Genomic DNA, 26,299 nt, shown 5'->3' on the forward strand with positions numbered 1-26,299 from the left:
CGATCGCCTGCAAAGCATCTCTAGTCCTCATCCGGCCAACCAAGCTGAAAAAATTGCCATTATGTTGCAACAATTTGAGACTTTGCATAATGCGCCAAGCTTTGCGAATTCGGCTTGTTTCACTTGGCACTCTGTCCGAGAACAGGCCAACTGCCAAGACATCACAAATGCTAGTCTGCGAATTACTAGGGAAACGACTGCATCCCAAAGCAAGATGCTCGGGATAAATTTGAAATAAACTGACAAGTCTTGCACGCACCGCTGATTGTTAAGTTGTATAAGGATCGAGCTAATATATTGATCGTGATAGATTTTGAACTCGATGTCATCAGTGAATATGCTACTCTTTTACCAGCATTTGTGTAAAGACAAGATAAAGTTATTTAAAATTTAAGTAAAACCAGTTTCAAAAAAGCATCCAAATCTAGGCCCGCGATCCAAGCCCGGACACCTATTCCCAATTCGCAATGCCCCAATTCCCCAAGCTCAAATCTCAAATCTCAAATGGTTGATGACAGCAGGGGGACTCCTGACTTCACTTAGCTACAGGAAAAGAAAAATAAAAAGTCGAGCCTCGACCCGGTTCTGATTCTACCCAAAGGCTTCCACCGTGGCGATCGACAATTCTTTGACAAATCGCTAAACCGATACCGGTTCCAGAATATTCTTTTTGCGCGTGCAAGCGCTGAAAAATATGAAAAATTCGCGGATAGTGCTCTTCGGCAATACCAATACCGTTGTCCTGCACCGAAAACACCCAGTTATCCCCCTGACGCAAAGCGCCCACCTGTACCACCGGCACCCTGTGGCTGCAGTACTTAATGGCATTGCCAATTAAATTTTGAAACAGTTGCAGTAGTTGAAAACAGTCACCTGCGATCCTTGGCAAATCGCCCCTAGTTACAGAAGCTTGATTCTCGCGGATCGCCAACTGCAAATTAGCGCAAGCATCCTCAAAAACCAGATTACAATCAATCAAATCGAAACGTTTATGACTGCGACTAACCCGCGAATACTCTAGCAAAGCATCAATCAGTATCTGCATCCGCAGGCAAGAATTAACAATATTGTCGAGGAATTTAATTGCTTGGGGATCAAGTTGGTTTTGAAAGCGCTTTTCTAATAGCTTAGCATAGCCGGCAATCGTGCTCAAAGGCGCTTGCAAATCGTGAGAAGCCACGTAAGCAAACTGTTCGAGTTCGGCATTAGAACGAGTTAATTCTTCAGCATAGCGGGTTTGAGTCTCTAAACTCGCTTGGAGCAATTCTTGTACCCGCTTGCGCTCGGAAATATCCTCGATCGCACAAATCAAATACTGCGCCGTCCCCTCAGCATCGCGGATTGTCGAAACAGTAACGTTCGCCCAGCGCACTTCCCCATCTTTGCAGAGCAAACGCTTTTCCAGAGAAAAAGTTTGCATCTCCCCGGACAACAGCAAGCGCACGTATTCCGTGTCAGCTTCGATGTCATCGGGATCAGTAATTGCCCGCCAATGAAGCTGCAACAATTCCGATTCTGTATAGCGGACAATTTGACAAAAGCCGGGATTCACCCGGATAAATTGACCGCACAGCGCAGTTTTCGCTATACCGACTGCCGCTTGCTCGAAGATCGCGCGGAAGCGTTCTTCGCTTTCTCGCAGGGCAATTTCGGCTTTTTTGCGATCGGTTATATTGCGAAATGTTACTGCCAGACCATCGTTTAATTTGACCGCGACAAGGTGCAGCCAAACACCTGAATTTCGCTCGCATTCGTAATAAAATTCTTGGTCTATAGTTTCTCCTGTTTCTACTACAGAAACGTACAAATTAAATAACTTGCTATTACGAATCTCGGCAATTTCTACCAACAAATACTTGCCAACTATCTCATTTAATGGCACATCCGAAATTTGTTCAGCAGCACGGTTGACTAACAGCCACAGGAAATCCACAATATTTCCCTGATTGTTGCGGACAGCAGAATAAGCCACCACACCGTCTAAGGAACTATTTAAGATGCTAGCAAGCAGCGATTGCGACTGTTGCAGTTGAGCATTTTGCTCTTTTAGTTGCTGTTGCAGTTTTTGCAAGCTGACTTGCTTGTCGATGCGTGCTAAAACTTCTTCTATTTGAAATGGTTTGGCAATATAGTCCGCGCCGCCAACTTGAAAAGCTTGTAATTTATCGTTAATATCATCTAGTACGCTTAAAAAAATCACCGGAATTTGCGCGGTTTCCGCTGTCGATTTCAGTCGGCGACAAACTTCATAACCGTTCATTTCCGGCATTCTAATGTCGAGTAAAATTAAATCGGGGCAATGGGCGATCGCAGAATTCAACGCCAGTTGACCGCAAATAGCTCGATAAACTTGATATCCCTGGGCTGTTAGTAGTTGAGATAAGAACCGCAGATTGCTCGGTTGGTCGTCTACCACCAATATTTTAATTTGGCTTTTATCCATTTATTTTAAACTCGATTGAGTTAAATCCATTATCCTGTCGAGCCGGTAATCGACAAGCAAATCTTTTAAAGCCTCAGCTAAAGTTGGATGACTTTCAGAAATGCGATCGACAATTTGAATCGCCAGCTCTTCATTAACATCATTAGCTGCGCCGTAGAGTTCCTGCACCCAACTTCCAGGCATCTGGGCCAGCAGCGGCAGGAAAAATGAATCGGCTTTTTCGCTGGCAAAATAACGCCGCCAAGCCCCCGCTTCCAGTCGGGGCAACTCTTGATAGATATAGCGCACTCCCAAGTAGCAAGCCATCTTATCAAAAAGGATTTGTTCTTGAAAAGGTTTCCGCACAAAATCGTCGCAACCTGCGGCAATAATTTCGCCTTTTCTTTCCTCAAAAGTGCTAGCAGTCAAAGCAATAATTACAGTTCGCGGCTTAGTTGGTTCCTCTTTAGCTCTAATTTGTTTGACAGCTTCAAAACCGTCCATTACTGGCATTCGCGTATCCAGCCAAATTAAATCCGGCTGCCAACTTTCCCAAAGTTCAAAAGCTTGGAAGCCGTTTTCGGCTTCTCGGACTTCAAAACCAATTGGTTGCAGTATTTTTACCAGCAGCAGCCGATTTTCTTGATTGTCGTCAACTGCTAAAATCCGATAAACTGGTCTATCTGGTTCCACTCCGATTACTCGCTGCAAAGTCGCGACTGTTATTTCCGACGAAATAGCAGCAAATACTCGGATGTTGAATTTAAAACTGGTTCCCTCGGCTAAAACACTTTCTACCCCAATCTCTCCGCCCATTATTTCTACAAATTTTTTAGTAATTGTCAAACCTAATCCCGTACCATCAACCGCTTGTTTGCCAGCTTCTGTTTGCACGAAAGCATCAAATAAAGTATCAATTTCTGCTGCTGCTATGCCAACTCCCGTATCTTCTACTTCAAATAAAATTAAATATTGTTCGGCGCTGCTAGAACTAGGAGAAATTTCTGATGCTGCGGGATGGTGCTTGTCTTCCACCCTCGCTCGCAGCCAAATGCTGCCGCCGTTTTCCGTAAATTTCATGGCATTTCCCAACAGATTGATCAAGCAGACGCGCAGCTTTTTTTCGTCAGTTTTTATATATTGGGGAACATCGGTCTCCACAGAAAATCTCAGTTGCAAATTTTTGGTTTCAGCTTTGATTTGAAACATATCTTCGAGAGTGTCGAGGAGTTGATAAAGGTCAAAGCTGCGTTCGTCTAAGCCAATTATCCCGGCTTCTATTTTCGACAAGTCTAAAACATCGTTAATTAGTTCCAGCAAATGTTGACCGCTGCGGTTAATAATTCGGAGATTTTCGAGATTTTCGTGGCTCAGTAAAGAGTCGCGGCTCATGACTTGGGTGAAACCCAGGATGGCATTCAGGGGAGTCCGCAATTCGTGGTTCATGTTGGCAACAAATTGACTTTTTGCTAGGGATGCAGCGGCTGCGGCTTCTTCGGCTTTTTTGCGTTCTATTATTTCTTGTTGGAGTTCGGTATTGCGATCGAGCAATTGTCTTTTTAGTCTTTGGATAGTCAGTTGGTGTTCGATTCGCGCTAAAACTTCTTCTATTTGAAAGGGTTTTGTGATGTAATCTACCCCTCCAACTTGAAAGGCGGTTACTTTGTCCAATACTTCATCTAAAGCGCTGATAAAAATAACGGGAATTTCTTCTGTCTTCGGATCGGCTTTGAGCTGCGTGCAAACTTCGTAGCCGTCCATTTCCGGCATTTTAATGTCAAGTAAAATCAAGTCTGGAGAACCCGATCGCGCGGCTCTAATTGCCATTTTGCCGTTAATTACGCCCCGGACTTTGTACCCCCGATCCGACAGGGTGGCTGATAAAACTTGCAAATTTTCTGGGGTGTCATCAACAATTAATATGTTGCCTTTATTCTCTTCTGTTTGATTTCCGATCATTGATGCTATTTGTTGTTAAATTTAAAATTACTGAAATTATGAAAATAGATTAAATTGTTATTGTAGCACTTGCTCGTGAATCACCTGCTTTTATGTTTACAAAACTTACGAATACCACCTAAAAAACCAAGTTTTCATAAGCGGATAGGACTCGGGTTAAAAAGTAGTTGGACGCGCCAATTATAGCGAGAAAGTGCACCCGGACAAACCATACATAATTAGGCTCTACGTTCCACACTTAAATAGTCGATCGACCTAAATCATCAATCATCCCTAACCCGCCTCTGTCCCCTAGAACCTCGAACTTCAACTGACCTCCGTTAAATCCGTTACATCCGTTATATCCCGTACATTGTTCGTTTGTCTAATTTCCTTCAAAGATTTCTAAACTCCTCAATCAAATCAATAATCCGATCGCACCGGAAGTTATTCGCCAAATCGGCGATCGCCCTGCTGAAACCAAGATTAATCGCAGGAATCGACGACAGCAGCTCAAAAATCCGCTCGTTATCAACCGCATCCGCCGCAGCGTACAATTCATCAACCCATTGGGTCGGCATCCCTTCAAACAACGAAGCATTCAGCGTAAAAGGTACATCAGCAGTTTCAGATGCCCAAACGTCACCGGGTACGACAGCATCCGAACTCGGCGAAGCTTCTCGATCGTAAACATAGCGAACTCCCAGATACTTAGCCATCTTTTCCAGAATCACTTGCTCCCGAAAAGGCTTCGCCACAAAATCATCGCAACCAGCAGACAAAATCATCGATCGCTCCTCATCAAAAGCACTCGCCGTCAGAGCAATAATCACCGTTGCTTGACCTTTCAAATGCGCTTTAATTTGTTTGGTAGCTTCGTAGCCGTCCATCACCGGCATCCGCATATCCATCCAAATCAAATGAGGTTCCCAACTCGACCACACGGACACAGCTTCAACCCCATTTTCAGCGTCCCGCACCGCAAAACCAAGCGATGCCAGCATTCTGACTAACAGCAAGCGGCTTTCCAGGCGATCGTCAACAGCTAAAATCCGATATTCCGGCTGTCCCGGTTCCAGCCCCACAACCAAACGCGCTGTTTGAGCCACCTGAATTTCCACTGCATTTGGTAGCGAAACTTTAACATCAAATCTAAAAATACTGCCGTTACCGACACTGCTTGTCACCGTCATTTTTCCTCCCATTAACTGCACGAACTGTTGGCTGATCGGCAAGCCTAAACCAGTTCCTTCTTGAGCTTTTCTCCCGCTTTCTGTTTGCACAAAAGGTTTAAACAAATTATCCATTTCTTGGGCCGAAATTCCCGCACCCGTGTCTTCAACTTCAAATTGCAAGCAGCAATTCTCACTCGGCGGAATCTCTCCGCGATCTTTGTCTGACAGCAGCTCATGTTTAACCCTCAAATTAACACCGCCTTCCGCCGTAAACTTGATCGCATTTCCCACCATATTAATCAATACTTGGCGCAACTTGCTTTCATCTGTTTCTACATATTGAGGTAAGTCTGGAGTCGAATCAAAAATTAACTGCAACCTTTTTTTTTCGGCTGGCAGCTTCAGCATCTCTTCAGTGTTTCTTAACATTCTGTGCAAGTCGAAGGTGCTGTTATTAACTGTCACCAGCCCGACTTCAATTTTTGACATTTGCAGAATATTATTGATCAGATCGAGTAAATGTTCCCCGCTGCGGCTAATAATTCCTAAGTATTGCTTTTGGTCGGCATCGAGGACTTCCACACGGGCAAGCAGTTGGGTGAAACCGAGAATTGCGTTGAGGGGAGTTCGCAATTCGTGGCTCATATTCGAGAGGAATTCGCTTTTTGCCCTGTTGGCTCTGTCGGCTTCTTCTTTGGCTTTTTTCAGCGCTGTTTCTGCTTGTTTACGCTCAGTAATATCGCTGGCTGTTCCTGTTGTACCGCTGATATTTCCGTCTGCGTCCAATCGCGCGATCGCCTTCGTATTGACATCGATCGATCTGCTATCTTTTCCTATTACTATACTTTCGTACTGAAACACATCATCTCCCGTCAACAAGCGCTGCTGCAGTTCCCTGTTCCAGTCTATTTGTCCGGGTGCCAAGAAATCGCCAAAAGAACATCCGAGCATTTCTTCAGCTTCGTAACCGTAGATTTGTTTGACTGCTTGGTTCACAAAAGTAATGTGTCCTTGGGCATCGCAAGACCAGATAATATCTTGGGAAGTTTCAACTAAATGGCGGTATTTTTCTTCGCTCTCTGCTAGAGCTCTTTCTGCCAGCTTGCGGGCAGTAATGTCCATCAAAGTTGTGAAGAGTTTTATCAGTTGCCCTTGTTCGTTGACCACTGGTTCTCCTCTGGATTCGATGTAGCGGATGAAGCCGCCTTCACTTGTTTCTGACGGGAAATTATCCGCACCAATTGTCGCTTCAGGCCGCACAATTCTAAATTCCAGACTGTAGGATTGTCCGCTAGCAATAGCAGCGTCGATCGTTGTTTGCCATTTTTGTCGATCGTCGGGATGCACGTATTGCGAAAACTCAGCTAGTGTTGGCGCAGCCCGGGTTGAACCGAGACCGAAAACTTGAGATAATTCTTCCGACCAAGTAGTTGTATTCGCAGAGAAATCCCATTCCCAATTGCCGAGGCGGGCAATTCTTTGCGCTGCTGCTAAAGAAGCCGCTAAAGCGCGGAGTTTTTCTTCGGCCAATTTGCGATCGCTAATATCTTGAATCACAGAAATCACGCAAGTTTCGCCATGAATTTCAATGATTTCAGCAGACAGCAGTCCGGTTCTGAGTTCCCCAGTTTTAGTGTACCAATCAAATTCGTAGTTGCGAACAATTTGTTGTTCCCCTAACATTTGAAACAACTTTGACCGGGATTCTATACTTTTCCAAATATTCAAATCGAGCGCCGTGCGATCTAGAATCTCTGCTGCTGAATAACCGATAGTCTGGCAAAATGCCTCATTAATTTCTAAATAACTACCATCTTGAAATCGGGTAATAGTAATCGGGTTAGGAGAAGAACGAAAAGCTTTAGCAAACTTTTCCTCAGACAAGCGCAGTTGTGCAGTCCGTTCCTCCACTAAAGTTTCCAATTCTTGATTCAGCGTTTGGAGTTGAGCATTTTGTTCCGCTAATTGCTTCTCCATAAAATAGCTGTTGACCGCTTCTTTTACGGTCAACTTCAAATCTTCTGACTGCCAAGGCTTCGATATATAGCGGTACAACTTAGCATATTTAATAGTATTCGCCACTGCTTCGAGGTCTGCTTGCCCCGTCAGCATAATTTTGATAGTTTTGGGCAAAATTTTGTGAATTTGCTTCAGCAATTCGTCCCCTTTAATATTCGGCATCAGATAGTCCGAAATTACTGCGACAATTTCGCTGCCATCTGCCAGCAATTCATCTATTAACTCTAAAGCATCTTCGCCCCCTTCAGCAATTTCTAATAAATGTTCTTCTCCCAGAGCTTTTTTTAACTCGATTTTCAAACTTTCAAGAATTATCGGTTCGTCATCCACGCAAATAATCACAGGTTTATTGTTCATATTTTTGCCAAACCAGATTTTATAGTTTCTACTAATTCTTGGCCATCCCACGGCTTATACAAACATCGGTGCAAGTTTGCTTGCTTTTTTACCCGTTCTATTGCAACTTCGTCGGCTTGACCTGTCAGCATAACTTTCACAATTTTGGGATATTTTTGGTGAACTTGAATCAAAAATTCATCTCCTTTAATACCGGGCATTAACCAGTCCGATACTATGACCAAAATATCGCTTTCATCTTCTTCTCTAAGTTCCTCGATAATTTCCATAGCTTCATCGGCATTTTCTGCTACCTCATACAGGTAAGCATCGCCAAATTCTTTTTTAAGTTGAATTTTTAAACTATTTAAAACCACAATTTCATCGTCAACGCACAGAATTACTGGTTTGGACATAAAATTTTACTCATCTTTGAATTTTAAATTAGAGGGAGATTGCGCCGAATTTTTAATTTCACTCAGTGATTTCGACGGGCAAAGATACAGTAAACTTTGTTTGACCTGGCACGCTTTCTACTTGCAGTTTACCTTGGTGTTTTTCAATAATTTTGTGAACTATATCCAATCCCAAGCCGCTGCCTTCTCCAGCCGATTTAGTCGTAAAAAAAGGCTCAAAAATTCTTGGCATAATCTCAGGAGGAATGCCTTTGCCGCTGTCGGTAATACTGACAAAAATTGTCTTATTTTGGTGTTTTACATCAATTTTTAAAATTCCTTTGTTGCCCATCGCTTGTAAAGCATTGTGAAGCAAATTTGTCCACACTTGATTTAGTTCATCAGCATAGCATAGCACAAAGGGCAAATCAGTACCATAGTTTTTTACTACTTCTACACCGTGTTTGATTTGGTAGTGATAAAGCGTTAAAACGGTATCAATGCCGTCAGTAATATTTGCGATTGCCTTGGAACCAGACTGGTCGTAACGAGAGTAGCTTTTTAAAGCAAAAACAATTTTTGCAGCCCTATCTGTCGCAGTAGCAATATTTTTAGTGCTTTTTTGTACCGTAGCGAATTCGTAGGCAATTTGTAAAATATTGAGATTTTTGGGGTCTTTCAACAAAGGTAAAAAAGGTTCTACATTATTGCAGATACCAATATCTAACAATGTACAGGCAAGGCTATCTGCGTTGTCAATTGCTTCTGATTCTAATTGCCGCTGCACAAGTTTTTTCAACTGACGTTTTTCTTTACTAGATAACCTGTCTGTTTCCTCGCTTGATGTGTGCATCAGCGCCAAAAAATCCTGCAGCCGTTCCGGGGATAGTTGCTGAAAAAATATCGGCAAATACTGCAATTGTCTGCCCCAGAAGTCGGCGATGTTCTGCACAGAGGAGCGAATCGCCCCCAAGGGAGAATTGATTTCGTGGGCAACTCCGGCAATTAACTGTCCGAGTGCTGCCATTTTTTCTGATTGAATCAGTTCTTGCTGAGTGCGCTTTAGTTCTTGCAGCGTATGAGCTAATTCCGCATTTTTTTTGTGCAGCGCCGACTCTGCTAGTTTGCGGTCGCTGATGTTACGAGCAACCCAAATTACAGCATTTTTTGAGAACAAAGAAATACAGGCTGAAAACCAAATTTCGCGATCGGCTACTGTTAAGCTATAGTCGAAATTGATGGTTTTTTGCGTTTCTAATACTTGCTTAACTAACTTCCACCAATCATCTGGGTTATCTTCATCAAAAAAATGTTCTATAGTCAAGCTGACTGTATCGCAATCAGGATCAGAAAAGGCTGCTGTATTGGTCGGCAAAACTTCTATGTTGCCCTGAATGTCGAGTACGAGAACGATATCTGTCATGGCTTCAAAAATTCCGCGAACTTTGGTTTCAGAAAAATATAACTTTTCTTCTAGCAATTTGCGTTCGCTAATTTTTTGCTGCAATTCTTCGTTGCTAGCAGCTAGTTGAACAGTGCGCTCTTGCACTCGCTGTTCGAGTTCGGTGTTCAGGCGTCGGACTTCCTCTTCTGCTGTGGCGCGGTCTTGTATTTCCTGCTTTAACTGACTGTTAGCGTTAATTAGTTCTAAAGTTCGCTGTTGAATTTGTTCTTCTAAATTTTCATTTAAAAGTCGCAGTTGTTCCTCTACTTCGCTTCTCAGAACAGCTTCTTTTTGCAATTGTTCGTTCACTTCTTTTAACTCCTGAATTTTATTGGTCACTGTTTCTTGTAAAAGCTCGATATTGTGCATTTCTACCGGATATAAAACCTGCAGCAGCGTACTTTGGGTCACAATTCTGGCTAAATATCCTGCTGCGTCATTACCTCAGAAATGGTCAACCCTGCTAGGGGTATTTGGCTAGCAGTTATTTCGACAACATCGCGCTCAGTCAAAATCCCGATCGGTTGCCGCTCAAACGCGATTAAAACGCAACTGGCACTCGCCTCAGTCATGGCGGCGATCGCAACTTTCAAGGGTGTGTCTTGAGGCAGCACAGGCGGTTTGAGGTCGATCGCCTGTTCGAGCAAGTGTTGGTTATCATAAACTGTGGTTGACATAAGCAAATTAAGGGGTAGACATGGAGTTATAATCTGCAATTAATACACTATAATAATTAAATATTTCCTTTATTTATTACCCCGCTCTCGGAATAGCAAAAGTTGATCAATCGGCGCTTTATTCAGCAGGATAATAAAGTTTACGTTACTCGGAACCGACAATTAATACTATTTTAAATTTGAGCTTTTACAGTGTCAACAGCCCGAGCGCCATCGAAGTTTAACATTCGTCTAATATCATTTTTGATTTAATATTTGCCATTAAACAATTAATAATTGGAAATCATTTATCGCATAACGGTTTGGAAAGCGCGCCTAAATTTGCATTTTTTTTTAACCCCGCCCAAAAATGGATACCGTGCCACGCAATCCTGTCATATAAATTCCGGTTACATTCATACATGATGTTAACTGTTAACTGTTAACTGTTAACAGTCAACAGTGAATTTACTATTCCGATGAAGAGAGAATTTGATATCATCTAGAGCCAAAACATTGAGACTCCTGTATTTGCTCCGGCGATTCACGGCACTGCAAGTAAATCTCAAAATCTCAACTCTAAAATCGAATGACATCCGTCTAAAGTTGTATTTTTGGTCGTGCATCATATAATTTCGGGTGCAAAGCGGGCTAAATGGCGATCGAAATTGACACAGTAAACGTCCTTTGACCGATCGCCGATCTTACTTCTATCTTAGCCGAATGTTTTTCGACAACTTTCTTAACAATATCCAATCCCCAGCCAGTGCCTTCGCCAGCGGGTTTTGTGGTAAAAAACGGGTCAAATATGCGCGGCAAAACCTCCGGCCCAATTCCCTTGCTGCGAATATTTGACGATAACGAACATCCTCTGATTTTAAGCTCTCAGCTATATGCTGAAAACTCCACAATTGTCCATCGCTTGTAAAGCATTGTGAATCAGATTTATCCAAACTTGATTTAGTGCAGCCGCTGATATGTGTCCGCAGCTATCGCCCCAAATATTCTGATACTTGCCTGTTACCCCTAAGCCACGAGCTTCATCAATTCTTCATAAATCTAAAATCGAAAATCTTTAATCTTTAATCTAAAATGGTATAACCCTGCCTTTGCGAGCTAGCATTCAAGGCAAGGTTATTATTAAGTATTCGGAATTCAGAGCCAATAGCCCATTGCTCGGAGCGCGGATTCGGCTGCCGAGCAGTGCGCTACTCGCCCAATCGAGTTATTTTAGAGCTGCGTTCGACCAACATCAGGACTACATAAATAGTCATGACATAACCGGCGGCCAGAACGGGAATAATTAGAGGAATATCGCGATAAGTCATAATGATAACCAAAAGTCAAGGACGAGGAGGAGAAGGATAAGTTCAATACCTACGACATTAAGTCAGCACCCAAGGCAATAACTTGGTTCTGAAGGCTGCTTTTCCATATCAAGGCTGGGGGAACATTTAGGCGTTCCCGGTCAGTGGATTTTAGATTTTAGGTTTTAGATTAAAGATTTACTCGCAGATGAATCACTGGAGCAGGCACTAGCCTCTAAAATGTTCGATCTCTCTACGACTGTTGTCGATTTTAGATTTTAGGTTTTAGATTTGAGATTCACTCGCAGATCAATCATCGGAGCAGGCACTAGCCTCTAAAATGTTCGATCTCTCCACGACTGTTGTCGGTGGCTTCCGTTTTTCGGCGGGGTCAATAATGATTTACTGCTTTACAGGTGCTTAAACAACGTAAAACCATCCACTTTAGCTACTTTGAGCTACCGCGCACATAATATGCGCTAGTCTTAAATTCTGAAAATTTTTAGTCCCAAGGAACTAAAAATCTGACCCAGAAATTTTTGCTGCGATCTGACTAATAAGGCTGGTTATACGAAATTCTTACAGGCACCTGAAAGCTACCTGCCCGCCTGGATCAATCACAGCCTGTACTTAATGTATAGAATTGTTTAAATCCTTAATACCCATAATAACACAGGGTTTCTGGGATTTACAGATTTTTCGACAATATACTTAACAATTCGTTACAATTGGGGGGAACGGCTCTGGCAGCAGGCTACTGGCTGGAGGTAGTCGGGTGACTTCGATCGGGCTACCGATCGCACATCAGTGGCGATCGCCAAAATTTCTCTTCCCTGTTGCAAAGAATTACCTTAAAATAAAGATATGATATGTAAAATTTTGTTACTTTACGGCTTGAGTCGGCGTATCCATGATCTCTAGCACTGTCCTATTTTCCTCGGTTGAAGAAGACCTGCGACTGTTGACAGAAAACTTAAAACAGTTAGTGGGTGCCCGTCATCCCATCTTGTACGCGGCTGCAGAATACTTATTCGGCACAAAGGGAAAACGGGTAAGACCCGCAATAGTCTTGTTGATGGCCAAGGCGACAATGCCCGATGGTGCCATCACAGAAAAACACCGCCGCCTCGCGGAAATCACCGAAATGATTCACACGGCCAGTCTAGTTCACGACGACGTGGTAGACGAGTCGGACTTGCGGCGGGGAGTACCGACGGTACACAGTCGGTTTAACAACCGAGTGGCAGTATTGGCGGGAGATTTTCTGTTCGCTCAATCTTCGTGGCATTTGGCAAATCTGGACAACCTGCCAGTAGTCAAACTGCTTTCGGAAGTGATTATGGATTTAGCAGAGGGGGAAATTCAACAGGGACTAAATGGATTTGACACCAGTTTGTCGATCGAAGCGTACCTCGAAAAAAGTTACTACAAAACAGCATCTTTAATTGCCAACAGTTCCAAAGCAGCGGGATGTTTGAGCGAAGTTTCACCGGAAATAGCAGAAGATTTGTATAACTACGGTCGCCACATTGGTTTGGCATTCCAAATAGTAGATGATATATTAGATTTCACCGCTTCAACGGAAACTTTGGGGAAACCTGCAGGCTCGGATCTTATCGGCGGAAATCTGACAGCGCCAGCGCTATTTGCCCTAGAAGAAAAGCCTTATTTGGAAGTTCTCATAGAACGCGAGTTCGCTCAAGAAGGAGATATAGAACAGGCTTTGACATTGGTAGCAAATTCTCAAGGCATAGTGCGATCGCGCGAACTAGCAACAAATCACGCGCAGAAAGCTGTCGAATACTTGGCAGCGCTGCCCCATTCAGAGTCCCGCCAAGCTTTGATAGATTTAGCAGATTACGTTTTGAGCCGACTTTATTAGCAGGAAGAAGGAAGAAGGAAGAAGGAAGAAGGAAGAAGGAATAAGGAAGAAGGAAGAAGGAATAAGGAAGAAGGAAGAAGGAAGAAGGAAGAAGGAGGAAGGAAGAAGGAGGAAGGAAGAAGGAACTGGGTATTAGTTACCAGCTTGGGGCTGCCAAGTCCCAAGTCCCAATTCCCAATTCCTAACTCCCAATTTCCAATTTCTAACTATGCGATATCCGGGGGCAGATTGCTAGAATTTGACTGTAAAGCCGATCGGTACTGTTGCAAATAAACGTTAATTAATTCCTGCACTTGCTGGCGAGGGATTTCCGTCCCTACTTCCTGATTGCCGGGATTTTCAAAAAAAACAATGCTGTCTAGACCTTCGAGGGCGATCATCTGAAATAAAATGTGAGTAACAGGCAAACACACGGGCCTGACGCGATCGCCCCCAGCCGCCGCTGCGGAGGACGCATCTTCAAGAGTGGGAAAAGCATAAATCACCTTTTTTTCCCGTCCCGGTTGCTTGAGATTGCTCAAAACCACGATCGCCCAACTTTCGTCTACCGCTTGCAGGATAGAGTATTCCAAGTGCTGTAGCTGTTGGGCAATTAAAATTAGCGCCGGGGCGATCGCCTTTAAAATTTGTGGTGTCGAACCGTCGGGCGGAGCTTTTTCGATCAGTGCTTCAATCTGTTGATCTAAATCCATCAGTCAGTTAATTAGAGATTTGAGTTTCAAATTTTCAGGGTAACAGGTGCAGGTTAAAGTATGTAAATACCCAGCACTGCCCACTATAAAATCTTAAATATAAATTTAAAGTCCCAGGGTGTGCTACTTTCAAAGTGAGCTGTCAACCATCATGCGGGAAATCGGCCAGAGCGTGGAAACCATATTTCAACTGCTGTTAGACGAACTAAAAAAGTCCACTCGGGCGTCTGAGCAGAACTGCCAAGATGTAGCAGGGCGACTCGCAGCAGAAGTCACCAGGATATGCACAGAAAGCCAGCGGATTCAAGACTCAGGAGACATAGAAGGTGCAGCCGAGAGCCTCGCCCGGCACCGCTTGCAACAATGTCTCCACTATGAAAATTTAGGATCCGGGCCAGGGCGAGTAGAATTGCAAAGCACCCTCAGCGCGATCGTCTATCGCTCCATCACCCCTCCCCAGTTGCAGTCTAGCTATCAGGCGCGAATAGAACTGATCAGAGATTTTTTGCAAGGATTTTATCTCGAAGCTTTAAAGGCTTTCCGGCGCGAAACCCAACTACCACCCACCTACAGCCCCCGCACTCGCTTAGAACTAGCAGAGTACATGGCCTTTGTAGAGCGCTTCGGCAAACGGCGCATTCCCTTACCTCGGAACCGCAGCCAGCAACTAATTATTTTACGGGCCAAAACATTTTCCCAGCAGCAGCCCAAAGAAACCTCTGTAGATATGGAACAAGCCGCCGACGGAGGGGCTTGGGATTCTGACCAAACTTGGAACGACATCTCCGTGCACTCGGTGCGGGAAGCAATGGCCGGACAGGGTTCATCTGCAATTCGCCCCCCAGCCGACGAGTCAGAATCTCTGCGGCAAAACGTGATTGACGAATTAGTCGCCTACTTAAAAGAGCGCAACCAAGAAGAATGCGCCGATTACTTCGTGCTGCGCTTGCAAGACTTGCCGACTAACGAAATAGAGTCGATCCTGGGCATAACTCCCCGCCAAAGAGACTATTTGCAGCAGCGCTTCAAGTACCACTTGCTCAGGTTCGCCATGTCGCACCGTTGGGAACTCGTTCACCAGTGGCTGGAAGCAGACTTAGACAAAAATTTAGGTTTGCTGCCTTCTCAGTGGCAGTCCTTTGGCGAACAAATTGGCCCAGAGGGACAGCGTTTGTTACAGTTGAAACAACAAGGTCTGTCAGAGTCAGCGATCGCGCAAACCCTCGGCAGCACGGTAGCCCAGGTACAGAAACGGTGGTTTAAATTGCTGGAACTTGCCTGGGAATTGCGAAATCGTTCAGATTCCGGAGAAGGGGCATCTACTGATGAATAACGAAACGAACAGGGATGCAGAGGCTTTCGAGCGCCATTTTTTAGACTGGATATTGCAGGCGCCAATCCCGAATGCCTCTAGCGAAGAGCAGGAAAACGTCAATGACCCCCTTCCCTCAGAAGAGTGGGGCGAAAGAGAAGAGAATTCCGGGGTGGAATACTGGGAATGGGACGAACCAGACCCGCTGGACTATCAAATGGGGTCGCAGAGCATTTCACCCGCACAACCCCTGACTATTGGAGAAATACCGACCGTGCAAGACCGTTTTCAGACCTTGTTAAAAGAAAGGCTTAGATCCGAAATTGAAGCCAACCCGCCGCTGTTCCCCTGGGAAACAGAACTCAAGAGCTACGAACACGACTATCCAGACGATGCAGTCCCCCAATGGGTTCCACCCCTGCACCTCTGGACTCCCCAACTACAAAATATTAGATGGGGTCGCCTGCCAATTCCGATCGCCCAAGGGGTTTTTGCTCAACTGCTAGAACCTTGTCAGCAATTGGTAATGTCGTCGCTGCGGGAAGGCTCGAAATTAGTTCGCGCTGTAGATAGTTTGTTTCCGGGCCAGTCTGAGGAACTCAACCAATTAGCTGGTTTCGTACTCAGAGGTGCTACCAGAGGAATTACAGGTTTAGAAGTAGAAGATTTACCGAATTACGAAGCGGCAACTATCGATCAACAAATGCTAATGTCGTTGTTGGCCGCCCGAGAAATCATTGAGTCTCTAACTTTGAATTGTCCTGTAAACCAGCCCCCTATTTCGCGGGAGTGGCTGACTGCTTTGGGTTCCCTGACTCTCTCAGCTCAATACCTGTCGAACCGCAACACAGAACCACCAAGGCCGTGTTTAAGAGTTGAGTGCGAATTTCCAGGGGGAGGAAGTTTGGAACTCAAGGGAGGAGATGCCGAAGCAACTGCACAGCGTCCGAATTCCGGGCATTTAAGTGTGGAGTTGTTTGACCCGCAACCTGACAAGACTTATGCCCTAGAAGTCAAATTCCAAAACTTCGATACCAGACCTCTGATGTTTGCTATTCGTCCAACTTTGGCTGGATAAAACAGCAACTATTGAGGTAAAATTAGAGTAGTTAACTGCGTTTTTTACTCTGCGGTTTGACCTCACACAAAAACGAATACAATCTGCTGATTTCTGTCGCGGAAAGCCAAAAAAATTAGAGACGAATTAAAGCCCCCAGATTCATCTGTGAAGTTAATCTGTGGATTCAATCTCAAATCGAATGGCAGAGAAATAAGATTTAGATATTAGTTAAAACCCAGATAAATCTGTGGATTTAATCTCAAATCTCAAATCGAGTGGCACAGAAATAAGATTTAGATATTAGTTAAAACCCAGATCGATCTGTGGATTTAATCTAAAATCTAAAATCTAAAATCTAAAATCGTTGGATGGGTGCACATGACAACTGATAACCTGCGAAATATACCTGTTTTGGGTAAACTGTGGGAGCGGATAGAGGCAATGCCTCCGCCGGTGACTGAGGATTCTTTACTGCTGCGAATCCTAGTTCAGTTGTTGGTAATTGTGGGAATTGTGGCTACTGACGTTGCTTCTGAAGAAAGCCTGAACCTGTGGGCTGTGCCTGTTAGTATTGTGGGAGCAACTTGGAGTTGGTACCGCCGCCGCGATCGCAATGTAGCCGCTAAATTCTGCATAGCTATTGGAATGCTGGTGGCGCTGTTCGCCTTTTTTACCCGCTTGGTGGGAGAATTAAACGATACGCGGTTAGTTTTGGCGCAACTGTTAATTAACATTCAAGTGTTGCACAGTTTCGATTTGCCCCGCCGCAAGGATTTGGGCTATTCAGTCGTCATCGGGCTGATTTTGTTGAGTGTAGCGGCGACCATCAGTCAAACGCTGACTTTTGGGCCGCTGCTGTTGGTATTTTTGGCTTTAGTGCTGCCGACATTGGTGCTAGATTACCGATCGCGCTTGGGACTCTCGAAGCTAGAAAACATCAATCCGGTGACAGAAAGTAGAAGTAAAAACAACAATTTATCGCTATTTGCTGCTACTTTATCTCCCAAGTATTTTAGTTTGTTGTTGTTGATAACTGTAGGGTTGGGGCTGGCTATTTTTGCGTTTTTGCCGCGCCTCCCAGGCTATCAATTGCGGACTTTTCCCGTGAGTGCTCCTATTGAATATCAGGGCGAGTTTGACTCGCGCAGCATTCTGAATCCGGGGTATGTCAGGGGGGGAAATCAAAAAGGAACTGGCGGAGGGAAGGGGAGAAACCCAGACAAAGGGCCAGGAGAGGTAGACTCTACTTTTTATTACGGTTTCAACCAGCGCATCAATCAAAATTTGCGAGGGGTATTAAAACCTCAAGTGGTGATGCGGGTGCGATCGCAGGCGGCGGGTTTTTGGCGGGTGTTGGGCTTTGACAAATATACTGGTCAGGGTTGGGAAATTTCGCGCAACGACGACGCTTTTAAGGTGAATCGACCTCGCTGGTCTTATCAATTTTACCTGAATCCTTTTCCCAATGCGCCCCGCTTTCAAGAGGTGATTCAAAGTTATACTATTCTTGCTCAGTTGCCAAATTTGATTCCGGCTTTAAACAAGCCGAAGGAACTTTATTTTCCGACGCAGGAAGTGGCGATTGATGCGGAGGGGGGTTTGCGATCGCCTGTGGAATTGGCGGATGGTTTGACTTATACGGTGATTTCTAACGTACCTTTTCGCGATCGCTCCTTGTTGGGGCAAACTGGTACTAATTACCCGAAAAATATTCGCAAATTCTATTTGGACGTGCCGCCAGAAATTGCCCAGAAAGTGCGAGAAAAAACTGAAGAAATCTTGTTGGGGAGAACAAGAGTGGCTAAGTCGGACAGGGCGATCGATTCTCCCTACGAAAAAGCTCTGTACTTAGCTCAATATTTGAAGCAAAACCCGAATTACAAACTTGTCAAAGCTTTGCCTTATTTAGAAGAAACTGAAGATTTAGTCGAGGGTTTTCTGTTTGGCTATCAAAACACGCAAGACGGCAAAAAAGTTACAGGCGGATACCCCGACCATTTTTCGACGGTACTGACAATTATGCTGAGGTCGATCGGGATTCCGGCGCGAGTGGCTGGCGGTTTCGATACGGGAGAATTCAACCCGTTTACTGGTTTGTATGTGGTGAAAAATACCGACGCTTTCTTGATGACGGAGGTATATTTTCCTAAATACGGCTGGTTTGGTTTTAATCCGATTCCCGGTTATCCGCTGATTCCGGCTTCGGTGGAAGACAACCAGACTTTTAGCGCGATCGAATCGTTTTGGAAGTGGATCGCGGGTTGGCTACCGACTCCTCTCAGAAGCGGGCTCGATTCAGTTATCGGTTTTGTCATTGGCTGGATCAGTTTGATTCTGGGCTGGTTTATGGCGCAGTTTGCTAGGGGTTGGGTGGGGTTATTTACTGGGTTGATTAGCGCGATCGCCTTTGGGTTTATTGGCTGGTTAATTTGGCAAGGGTGGCGCAAGTGGCGCTACCGCCGCTGGCTGCATAAGTTACCGCCGGTGGAGCGGGTTTATCAGCAAATGCTGAAGGATTTGGCAAGCCGCGGATTTGCCAAGCAGAAAGCTCAAACGCCTTTGGAGTATGCAAAGACAATGCGCGGCCACCATGCAACTGATGAAGCCGAAGTAATTGAGGAAGTTTCGCAAGCTTACGTGCGGTGGAAGTATGGCGGCGAAGCGGGAAATTTGAGTCAGTTGCGACAGTTGGTGGACAATTTAAGGCGATCGCACTTGCAGAAACTCAAAAAGCGCTGGTTTTAGCAGCCTTGAATTCAAAAAATGTAAGGTGCGCCTCGGCGCACCTTACCGCTATAAAGCTAAAACGAAATATTTTGAGTGGAAAAGTGAGGGAAAACGGTTAACCAGAGATTAACTCAGACTCCTCAACAACCTAGCCATAAGGCTTAGAAAGCGATGCGGATAAAAGGACTTGAACCTTCACTCCTTTCGGAACCAGAACCTAAATCTGGCGCGTCTGCCAATTTCGCCATATCCGCATTTTGACACCGAACTAACATAGCACAGCACAAAGCCATGCGTCAAGAGCCAGAAACCCGGTTATTTTTGGACACCGGGTTCAATCATGAATTATAGCCACAGCAATTTTCCGTATATTTAACTCGTCACTTAGTTTTGCCCGATCGCCTTCCAAGTGATTTCGTCAACCACGCCGTCAACCGTCAAACCCTTATACTCCTGAAAGCTCTTGACAGCCGTAGTAGTGCGAGTGCCAAAAATCCCGTCAATCGGGCCCGGATCGTAACCCTGCATTTCCAAACGCACCTGTAGCGTCTTCACCTTAGAACCCGCCGCGCCTTTAGTCAGAGCAGTTGCAGGATTTGTCGGAACCGAAGCACTCTTCTGAACTCGATCGTCGCTTGGAAGTGCAGCTTTGCTTTGCAAACTTTCGGGAGCTGACACCGGATCTGCTGCTAAAGCAGTCCAAGTTTGTTTATCCACAATACCGTCGGAATTCAAACGCTGAGACTTCTGAAAAGCACTCACAGCCGATTTGGTGCGAGAACCGTAGGAACCGTCGATCGTCCCGATCGCAAAACCGTGAACTTGCAACCGCTGCTGTATGGCCGCAACTTCAGGCCCGTCTGCTCCCGCCGAGATAGTTTTTTCCTTTCTCACAGGCGGCTGCTCCCCTGCATAAAAAGGCTTATTAAACATATCTCCTTGGGAATTTGCCTCCGGCTGTGTAGACGCACCAGGATCGGCGGGACTCACAAAGTCTCTGCGGTATTGTTCCTGCACAAAGGGTTTGGAGTCGAAGGCTGCATTTGCCTTTTTGGTCAACCCAGGAGCGAACAGAGCTAGCAAGCTAAAAATCGTAACAGTAGTTAAACGCATAAGTTTCATCCTGTTGGTAAAGTTTGACAAGGTTTCCCTGTTTTCATGTTTCTCAATCTCATTGTATTACCCGGATCGCTTTCTAAGAAATATCTTTCCAGGCCTTTAGAAATTCGGCAATGGGACAGGAGCAGTCAGAAGTTGCTAGTTGGAAGTTACGAATTGAAAGTAGGGGCCGTTTCGCGCTATTCCTTAGAAACCGGGTTTCTGAGGAGATGTTTCGTTACCAGAGTCAATATTTTCGTAGAAACTGGGTTTCTTAGCAATAGTCCTACGGTACAAAACTGGCTCTCCTTCACAAATCTTTACTAGCGGGTTTTGTACAAAGTCGATCGCTCCGAGGCCAACTTTTTTCTCTCAACCGGCCCCTACAAATCCCAAATCGCCACTTAACTTATCGGTTCGCGTGTTCTGCCCATAAAGCCTTCGCTCTCGGCTTGTAAATCAGATAAAACAGCTCTTCTATATAGCGGAGCATATCTTCGCGGTTTTCCTGAGACGAGTAGTGCCAAAAACCGTAAGTCTTGGCCAGAGTCAGCAGCCTGCTAGCATGAATTTTCCAGGTATAGGTGCTGTAAACTCGGTCAATTCCTCGCGTTGAAATTTCATACCAATAGTTAGGATTTTGTTCGCATTTCGATAAAAAATCGAGAATTTTTTGGGCAGTTTCCTGGTGGTTTTTCTGGTTGATATAAAACCCATTTACCCCATCTTGAATAATTTCCAGCGGGCCGCCAAACTGAGTCCCAAAAGTCGGAATACCGGTAATCATTGCTTCGAGAATTTTCAAGCCAAAAGCTTCAAATAAGGCTGGCTGAACAAATATACCTTGGCCGTCGGCAATTACCCGGTAGATTTCGCCGGACAGGCTTTTGGAAAGCCGCACTCCCCTGATTTGATTTTTTTTTATTTGACCTAAAAAATAGAGCGATACTATCTGAGTATCGCCCTATTTTTTGGGGCTGGTACTTTTTTTAATCTCATTGTAAAGTTTGCAATCAGAAATTACCATCCCTCAAATGACATAAAATTCCCCGTATTTGTGGCGAATGTAGCGGACAAAAGGATCGATAGTTAAAGGTGAACCGGTCACGCGATCGATCAATTCAACTGCAGTGTATTTGCGGCCGTGCTGGTAGATGTTTTGTTTGAGCCAGTCGTGGAGTAGAGTAAAGTTTCCCTGTTCTATTTGTACGGTAATTTCGGGATTGCTTTTGACTGCGGTTTCGTAGAATTGAGCGCTCATCAAGTTGCCGAGGGTGTAACCTTGGAACATTCCGCCGATCGTCCCGACGTACCAGTGAACATCCTGCATCGCACCATCGCTGTCGGTGGCGGGGACAACGCCGAGGTCTGTTTTATAACGTTCGTTCCAGGCTTCGGGGAGGTCTCGGACTGCGAGTTTGCCCTCTACCATTGCCAATTCTAGGTCAAAGCGGATGGCGACGTGGAGGTTGTAGGTTACTTCGTCGGCGTCGGTGCGGACGAGCGATCGCGAGACTTTGTTAATTGCCCGGTAAAATGTGTCAGTGGATACCTGTCCCAACTGTCGCAAAAATACGCCTTGGAGTTGCGGGTAAAAACATTCCCAAAAACCGCGGCTGCGCCCGACCAAATTTTCCCAAAGCCGCGACTGGCTTTCGTGCACGCCGGAGGAAATGCCGCCAGCCAGAAGCGTACCTTCAAATTCTGGGGAATTGCCGAGTTCGTAGAGGGCGTGTCCGGCTTCGTGGATGCTGCTGAACAAAGCTTGATCCAAGTGATCTTCGTAGACGCGGGTGGTGATTCGCACATCGTCTATGGAGAAGTTGGTCATGAAGGGGTGGAGGGTGGTGTCTTGCCGTCCGCGCTGGAAATCATACCCCATCCGTTCTACGACTGTGCGGGTGAATTCTAGTTGCTGGGCTTCTGAGAAGTATTGATGCAAGCAGGAGTCGTCGGCGGCGGGTTGAGAGGTGATCGCTTCGACTATTGGGACTAATTCTTGACGCAGTTGGGCGAATAGGGGGCGCAACAGGGATACTTTCATGCCGTAGTCGCTGCGATCGATCAAAGGATCGGCGATATGTTCGTATCCGGGGAAAAAGTCGGCGTATTGCCTGCTTAATTCTAGGGTTTTTTCGAGATAGGGTTCGACGGTTGCGAAGTTGTTGTCTGCTTTGGCTGTGGCCCAAGCTTCGTAGGAGTCGGCTTGGTGGCGGCAGAGTGCGGACATGAAGGCTGCGGGGACTCTGGCGGCGCGATCGTAGTCTCTGCGGGCGATGCGGATCAGGCTGGCTGGGATGGAGTCGTAGGGGAGGGCTTGTTCATAGAAACGCAAGTCTTCTAGGAGTTCGCCTATTTTGGGGTCAGTAAATTTTTCGTGGGATATTTGTTTGAGAGTGGCCAACTGGCGGCCTCTGGCGGTTGCACCTTTGGCGGGCATATAAGTCGCCTGATCCCAATGCAGCAGCGACGAGGCTGATTCGATGTCAGTAACTTCTCTGAGGTGGGCTGCAAGTTGAGCAAATTTTGCTTGAGTTTTGTCTAGGGTTTGCATGATTGGCGTTGGAGGTACTGTTTTGCCTAAAAAGGTTACAGTGCGGCATTGGTATCCATCAATCATTGCTACCCTGAAATCAAGCTAAAAACCGCACTTCTTCCCGTATTGTACGCAATTTCGAGTCATTCTGGCAGAGTTCACGGTATTTCTTCGGATTGAGCTCGATCGCCCTTGATAAATTTTCGATCGCCTTGCTGGTGATGGTTGCTAAAGCTTCAGGGTTGTTTGTACCATCGCCTGCTGCTTTTTCTAGGAGGTAAATGCAAGCTTTTTGATAGTAAAGATTTGGGTCGTCGGGTTTGAGTGCGATGATTTTATCGTAGGATTCTCTGGCTTCGGTAAATCGTTGGATTTTTTTGAGGGCGACGGCGCGGTTGTACCACGCTTCGGTGTTTTCTGGCTGCAACTCTACGGTTTTGTCCCAAGAGGCGATTGCTTCTTCAAAGCGCTGTAAGTTGGCCAAGGCCAGGCCGCGGTTGTACCAGGTTTCGCTATCCTCTGGCTTGAGTGCGAGGGCTTTGTCCCAGGAGGCGATGGCTGCTTCAAATTTTCCCATTTGGGCGATCGCGGTGCCGCGTTTGTTCCACACTTCGGGGGAATCCGGCCGCAGTTGCAGGGTTTTGTCGTAGGAGGCGACGGCTTCTGGGTAGAGTTTTTCGTCGGCTAGGGCGACGGCGCGGTTGTACCAGGCTTGATGCAAGTCTGGTTTTAGTTCGATTGCTTTGTCGTAGGAGGCGATCGCCGCTGTGTTTTGGCCGGAGGTTTTCAGGGCTAGCGCTCTATTGTACCAAGCTTCGGAGTAGTCTGCTTTGATGGCGATCGCTTTGTCGTAGGAGTCGATCGCTTCTGATAATTTTTCCAAATTTACCAGAGTGTTGCCGCGGTTCGTCCAAGCTTCGTGATAGTTTGGCTGGAGTTTGATCGCCTGTTCGTAGGAGGTGATGGCGTCTGAGAGTCTGTCGATCTTCCGCAAAATGTTGGCGCGATTGTACCAGGCTTCTGGATTGTTTGGTTGAATTTTTAAAGATTGGTTGTAGGCCCATATGGCTTCGGGTAGCCGTCCCAATTTTCTGAGGGCTACGCCTTTGTTGTACCAGGCTTCGTAAAATTTTGGTTCGAGTTCGATCGCCTTCGACCACGATTCTAGCGCGGCTGACAACCGTCCCATTGTTTCTAGGGCGTTACCGCGATCGTACAGCGTTTGAGCCTTTTGGGCGTTGACCGATCTGGATTGTTCCCCCGAGTCGATCGGCTTTTCTATGCTGGCTAATTTTTGCAAGGGGTTTCACCTCATTATTTTTTGTAAAATTGTCGCTTTTTCTTTATATTGATTAAGTTTTCGCTGCCGATCGCAATTGATCGATCGCCTATATTTGGTTATTTATGGCAATTTTATAGTAACTATGCAATTTTTTCAACTTTTTCTAATCTATACGCAACTCTCTGGTTTCTAGGTATAGATTAATACTATTTTTTTTCATAAATTGCGTAGAAGCGCAAAAAGGGCGATCGCACTCAGGTATCACAAACCTCACCCAAGATTTAAATGTTTTTTTCAGGGTCGAGAATCGAACCAAAATTAGGCTCTATCGCTACTGTTTTAATCCATTCTGAGTCGTGGAAGGGCAAGCCATCAGCTAAAGTGTAGATATCTTCGGCTGAGTCTCTCAGAGAATCAAAGGCTGGATTTGCGATCGTAGCTTTTAGCCATTCATATTCTTGTAGTTTTGCTTTGTCAATTAGGGCTGCTTCTAGTGCTTCCAGTCGCTTCAGGTCTGCATAAGTAATGATAGCAGCGATCGCCTTTCCTTCCTGTTCTATGACGATTCGTGCTCCAGTATCCTCGACACGGGCGATGAGTTCGGGAAATCTGTCATTAGTTACGGTTACATTTAGTTGAGTCATCTTTTACCTCGCTACTAATTCTTCTATCATATCGTGTCTGCTAGCTTCGGTTGAAGAGTATTTGTGATGCTGTAAGGGCGGGTTTTACCAACAATAATTGCCTCAAACCGACAATTTCATAAACCCGCCCGCACTTGGGCGGCAAATCCCTATTCTTGAATCAAGGCTTGAAACTGAGGGTGCGATCGAATGCTGTCAAAACCCGAGTCAGTTTTTGCGAGTTCTCGGTATGTGTCAGGATTCAGATTGATGGCTTGCTGCAAATTCTGAATCGCTTGGTCAATCTGACTCTGTAACGCATAACAGCAAGCTTTGTTATAAAATGCTTCCTGATAATTTGGTTTGAATTCTAAGGCTTTGTCGAAGGAGACTATTGCTTCTTCTAATCTTTCTAAATTACACAGTGCATAGCCCCGACTGTACCAGGCTTCATGAAAATCTGGTTTGAATTCTAAGGCTTTGTCGTAGGAGGCGATCGCTTCTTCCCATCTTCCTAAATTACCCAGTGCATAGCCCCGAGTGTACCAGGCTGCGTGAAAATCTGGTTTGGTTTCTAAGGCTTTGTCGTAAGATGCAATCGCTTCTTCCCATCTTCCTAAATTACCCAGTGCATAGCCCCGATTAGTCCAGACTTCGGGATAATCTGGTTTGAATTCTAAGGCTTTGTCGCAGGATGCGAGCGCTTCTTCCCATCTTCCTAAATTACCCAGTGCATTGCCCCGATTAGTCCAGGCTTCGTGAGAATCTGGTTTGAATTCTAAGGCTTTGTCGTAAGATGCAATCGCTTCTTCCCATCTTCCTAAATTACCCAGTGCATAGCCCCGATTGCCCCAGGCTTCGTGAAAATCTGGTTTGAATTCTAGGGCTTTGTCGCAGTCGGCGATCGCTTCTTCCCATCTTCCTAAATTACCCAGTGCAGTACCCCGCTGTATCCACGCTTCGTGATAATCTGGTTGGAATTCTAAGGCTTTGTCGTGGGAGGTGATCGCTGCTTCAAATCTTCCTAAAATACCCAGTGCATTGCCTCGATTATACCAAGCAAGGTGAAAATCCGGTTTGATTTTTAAGGCTTTGTCGCAAGAGGTGATCGCTTCTTCAAATCTTCCTAAATTATTCAGTGCCAGGCCCCGATTGCTCCAGGCTTCGTGATAATCTGGTTTGAATTCTAAGGTTTTGTCGTAGGAGGCGATCGCTGCTTCAAATCTTCCTAAATTATTCAGTGCATTGCCTCGATTATACCAAGCAAGGTGAAAATCCGGTTTGATTTTTAAGGCTTTGTCGTAGGAGGCGATCGCTGCTTCAAATCTTCCTAAATTATTCAGTGCCAGGCCCCGATTGCTCCAGGCTTCGTGATAATCTGGTTTGAATTCTAAG

At 45.4% G+C, this 26,299-nt stretch carries 18 protein-coding genes and 1 tRNA gene; 4 read left to right on the forward strand and 15 right to left on the reverse strand.

What is annotated here, in order from left to right; translation table 11 throughout:
• Positions 1–535 precede the first annotated feature (535 nt).
• The 7 genes from QUB13_RS11240 to QUB13_RS11270 all read right to left on the reverse strand — a co-directional run bounded on the left by QUB13_RS11240 (position 536) and on the right by QUB13_RS11270 (position 11,204).
• Positions 536–2,443, reverse strand: a complete 1,908-nt coding sequence (locus QUB13_RS11240) for a PAS domain S-box protein (RefSeq protein WP_333380648.1) — start codon at positions 2,441–2,443, stop codon at positions 536–538.
• Entirely contained in the window at positions 2,444–4,381 is a 1,938-nt protein-coding gene (locus QUB13_RS11245) for an ATP-binding response regulator (protein ID WP_333380650.1), read from the reverse strand. It abuts the gene before it with no gap.
• A gap of 374 nt (positions 4,382–4,755) precedes the next feature.
• Positions 4,756–7,911, reverse strand: coding sequence for a PAS domain S-box protein (locus tag QUB13_RS11250; RefSeq protein ID WP_333380652.1), 3,156 nt, complete (start codon positions 7,909–7,911; stop codon positions 4,756–4,758).
• Positions 7,908–8,306: a response regulator gene (locus QUB13_RS11255; RefSeq protein WP_194008497.1), complete on the reverse strand. Its 399-nt coding sequence runs from the start codon at positions 8,304–8,306 to the stop codon at positions 7,908–7,910. The genes QUB13_RS11250 and QUB13_RS11255 overlap by 4 nt, the downstream gene beginning before the upstream one ends.
• Positions 8,307–8,364: 58 nt before the next feature.
• Positions 8,365–10,140 carry a PAS domain-containing sensor histidine kinase gene (locus QUB13_RS11260; protein WP_333380654.1) on the reverse strand — a complete coding sequence of 592 codons (1,776 nt, stop codon included), beginning with the start codon at positions 10,138–10,140 and terminating at the stop codon, positions 8,365–8,367.
• Positions 10,141–10,148: 8 nt separating this feature from the next.
• Positions 10,149–10,406, reverse strand: a complete 258-nt coding sequence (locus tag QUB13_RS11265) for a CBS domain-containing protein (RefSeq protein WP_333380656.1) — start codon at positions 10,404–10,406, stop codon at positions 10,149–10,151.
• 630 nt (positions 10,407–11,036) lie between these two features.
• Positions 11,037–11,204 (reverse strand): ATP-binding protein, encoded by a 168-nt coding sequence (locus tag QUB13_RS11270; protein WP_333380658.1) that lies wholly within the window; start codon positions 11,202–11,204, stop codon positions 11,037–11,039.
• Between the two features lie 1,398 nt (positions 11,205–12,602).
• Between QUB13_RS11270 and sds the strand changes: the two genes are divergently transcribed.
• Complete coding sequence (sds, locus tag QUB13_RS11275; RefSeq protein WP_333380660.1) at positions 12,603–13,574, forward strand: solanesyl diphosphate synthase; 972 nt, start codon at positions 12,603–12,605, stop codon at positions 13,572–13,574.
• Between the two features lie 206 nt (positions 13,575–13,780).
• On the opposite strand, the gene QUB13_RS11280 is transcribed toward sds, so the two are convergent.
• A complete protein-coding gene (locus QUB13_RS11280) occupies positions 13,781–14,266 on the reverse strand; it encodes a hypothetical protein (RefSeq protein WP_333380662.1) in 486 nt (161 codons plus the stop codon).
• Positions 14,267–14,417: 151 nt separating this feature from the next.
• Between QUB13_RS11280 and hetZ the strand changes: the two genes are divergently transcribed.
• From hetZ to QUB13_RS11295, 3 genes are all read left to right on the forward strand, one after another.
• Positions 14,418–15,599, forward strand: coding sequence for a heterocyst differentiation protein HetZ (gene hetZ / locus QUB13_RS11285; protein ID WP_333380664.1), 1,182 nt, complete (start codon positions 14,418–14,420; stop codon positions 15,597–15,599).
• Positions 15,592–16,656, forward strand: coding sequence for a hypothetical protein (locus QUB13_RS11290; protein ID WP_333380666.1), 1,065 nt, complete (start codon positions 15,592–15,594; stop codon positions 16,654–16,656). The genes hetZ and QUB13_RS11290 overlap by 8 nt, the downstream gene beginning before the upstream one ends.
• 360 nt (positions 16,657–17,016) lie before the next feature.
• On the forward strand, positions 17,017–19,383 hold the full coding sequence (locus QUB13_RS11295) for a transglutaminaseTgpA domain-containing protein (protein ID WP_333380669.1): 2,367 nt from the start codon (positions 17,017–17,019) through the stop codon (positions 19,381–19,383).
• Positions 19,384–19,537: 154 nt separating this feature from the next.
• On the opposite strand, the gene QUB13_RS11300 is transcribed toward QUB13_RS11295, so the two are convergent.
• The 7 genes from QUB13_RS11300 to QUB13_RS11330 all read right to left on the reverse strand — a co-directional run.
• Positions 19,538–19,619: transfer RNA gene (locus QUB13_RS11300), tRNA-Leu, on the reverse strand.
• A gap of 130 nt (positions 19,620–19,749) precedes the next feature.
• Entirely contained in the window at positions 19,750–20,478 is a 729-nt protein-coding gene (locus tag QUB13_RS11305; RefSeq protein ID WP_333380671.1) for a peptidoglycan-binding domain-containing protein, read from the reverse strand.
• Between the two features lie 394 nt (positions 20,479–20,872).
• Positions 20,873–21,364, reverse strand: a complete 492-nt coding sequence (locus tag QUB13_RS11310; protein ID WP_442922155.1) for a glycosyltransferase — start codon at positions 21,362–21,364, stop codon at positions 20,873–20,875.
• 129 nt (positions 21,365–21,493) lie between these two features.
• Positions 21,494–23,017 (reverse strand): carboxypeptidase M32, encoded by a 1,524-nt coding sequence (locus QUB13_RS11315; RefSeq protein ID WP_333380712.1) that lies wholly within the window; start codon positions 23,015–23,017, stop codon positions 21,494–21,496.
• A gap of 79 nt (positions 23,018–23,096) precedes the next feature.
• Positions 23,097–24,299: a tetratricopeptide repeat protein gene (locus QUB13_RS11320; RefSeq protein WP_333380673.1), complete on the reverse strand. Its 1,203-nt coding sequence runs from the start codon at positions 24,297–24,299 to the stop codon at positions 23,097–23,099.
• Positions 24,300–24,562: 263 nt separating this feature from the next.
• The gene (locus QUB13_RS11325) at positions 24,563–24,925 is read right to left on the reverse strand and encodes a type II toxin-antitoxin system Phd/YefM family antitoxin (RefSeq protein WP_333380675.1); all 363 of its coding nucleotides are present in this window, start codon (positions 24,923–24,925) and stop codon (positions 24,563–24,565) included.
• Between the two features lie 149 nt (positions 24,926–25,074).
• On the reverse strand, positions 25,075–26,299 hold a 1,225-nt coding region (locus QUB13_RS11330; RefSeq protein ID WP_333380677.1), incomplete at its 5' end, for a tetratricopeptide repeat protein.

The organism is Microcoleus sp. B4-D4 (assembly GCF_036705185.1).
GTDB lineage: Bacteria > Cyanobacteriota > Cyanobacteriia > Cyanobacteriales > Microcoleaceae > Microcoleus.

Excerpts from the sequence above, each read along its gene's own strand:
- QUB13_RS11240 (WP_333380648.1), bottom strand. The coding sequence starts at position 2,443 with ATGGATAAAAGCCAAATTAAAATATTGGTGGTAGACGACCAACCGAGC.
- QUB13_RS11245 (WP_333380650.1), bottom strand. The coding sequence starts at position 4,381 with ATGATCGGAAATCAAACAGAAGAGAATAAAGGCAACATATTAATTGTT.
- QUB13_RS11250 (WP_333380652.1), bottom strand. The coding sequence starts at position 7,911 with ATGAACAATAAACCTGTGATTATTTGCGTGGATGACGAACCGATAATT.
- QUB13_RS11255 (WP_194008497.1), bottom strand. The coding sequence starts at position 8,306 with ATGTCCAAACCAGTAATTCTGTGCGTTGACGATGAAATTGTGGTTTTA.
- QUB13_RS11265 (WP_333380656.1), bottom strand. The coding sequence starts at position 10,406 with ATGTCAACCACAGTTTATGATAACCAACACTTGCTCGAACAGGCGATC.
- sds (WP_333380660.1), top strand. The coding sequence starts at position 12,603 with ATGATCTCTAGCACTGTCCTATTTTCCTCGGTTGAAGAAGACCTGCGA.
- QUB13_RS11280 (WP_333380662.1), bottom strand. The coding sequence starts at position 14,266 with ATGGATTTAGATCAACAGATTGAAGCACTGATCGAAAAAGCTCCGCCC.
- hetZ (WP_333380664.1), top strand. The coding sequence starts at position 14,418 with ATGCGGGAAATCGGCCAGAGCGTGGAAACCATATTTCAACTGCTGTTA.
- QUB13_RS11290 (WP_333380666.1), top strand. The coding sequence starts at position 15,592 with ATGAATAACGAAACGAACAGGGATGCAGAGGCTTTCGAGCGCCATTTT.
- QUB13_RS11295 (WP_333380669.1), top strand. The coding sequence starts at position 17,017 with ATGACAACTGATAACCTGCGAAATATACCTGTTTTGGGTAAACTGTGG.
- QUB13_RS11305 (WP_333380671.1), bottom strand. The coding sequence starts at position 20,478 with ATGCGTTTAACTACTGTTACGATTTTTAGCTTGCTAGCTCTGTTCGCT.
- QUB13_RS11315 (WP_333380712.1), bottom strand. The coding sequence starts at position 23,017 with ATGCAAACCCTAGACAAAACTCAAGCAAAATTTGCTCAACTTGCAGCC.
- QUB13_RS11325 (WP_333380675.1), bottom strand. The coding sequence starts at position 24,925 with ATGACTCAACTAAATGTAACCGTAACTAATGACAGATTTCCCGAACTC.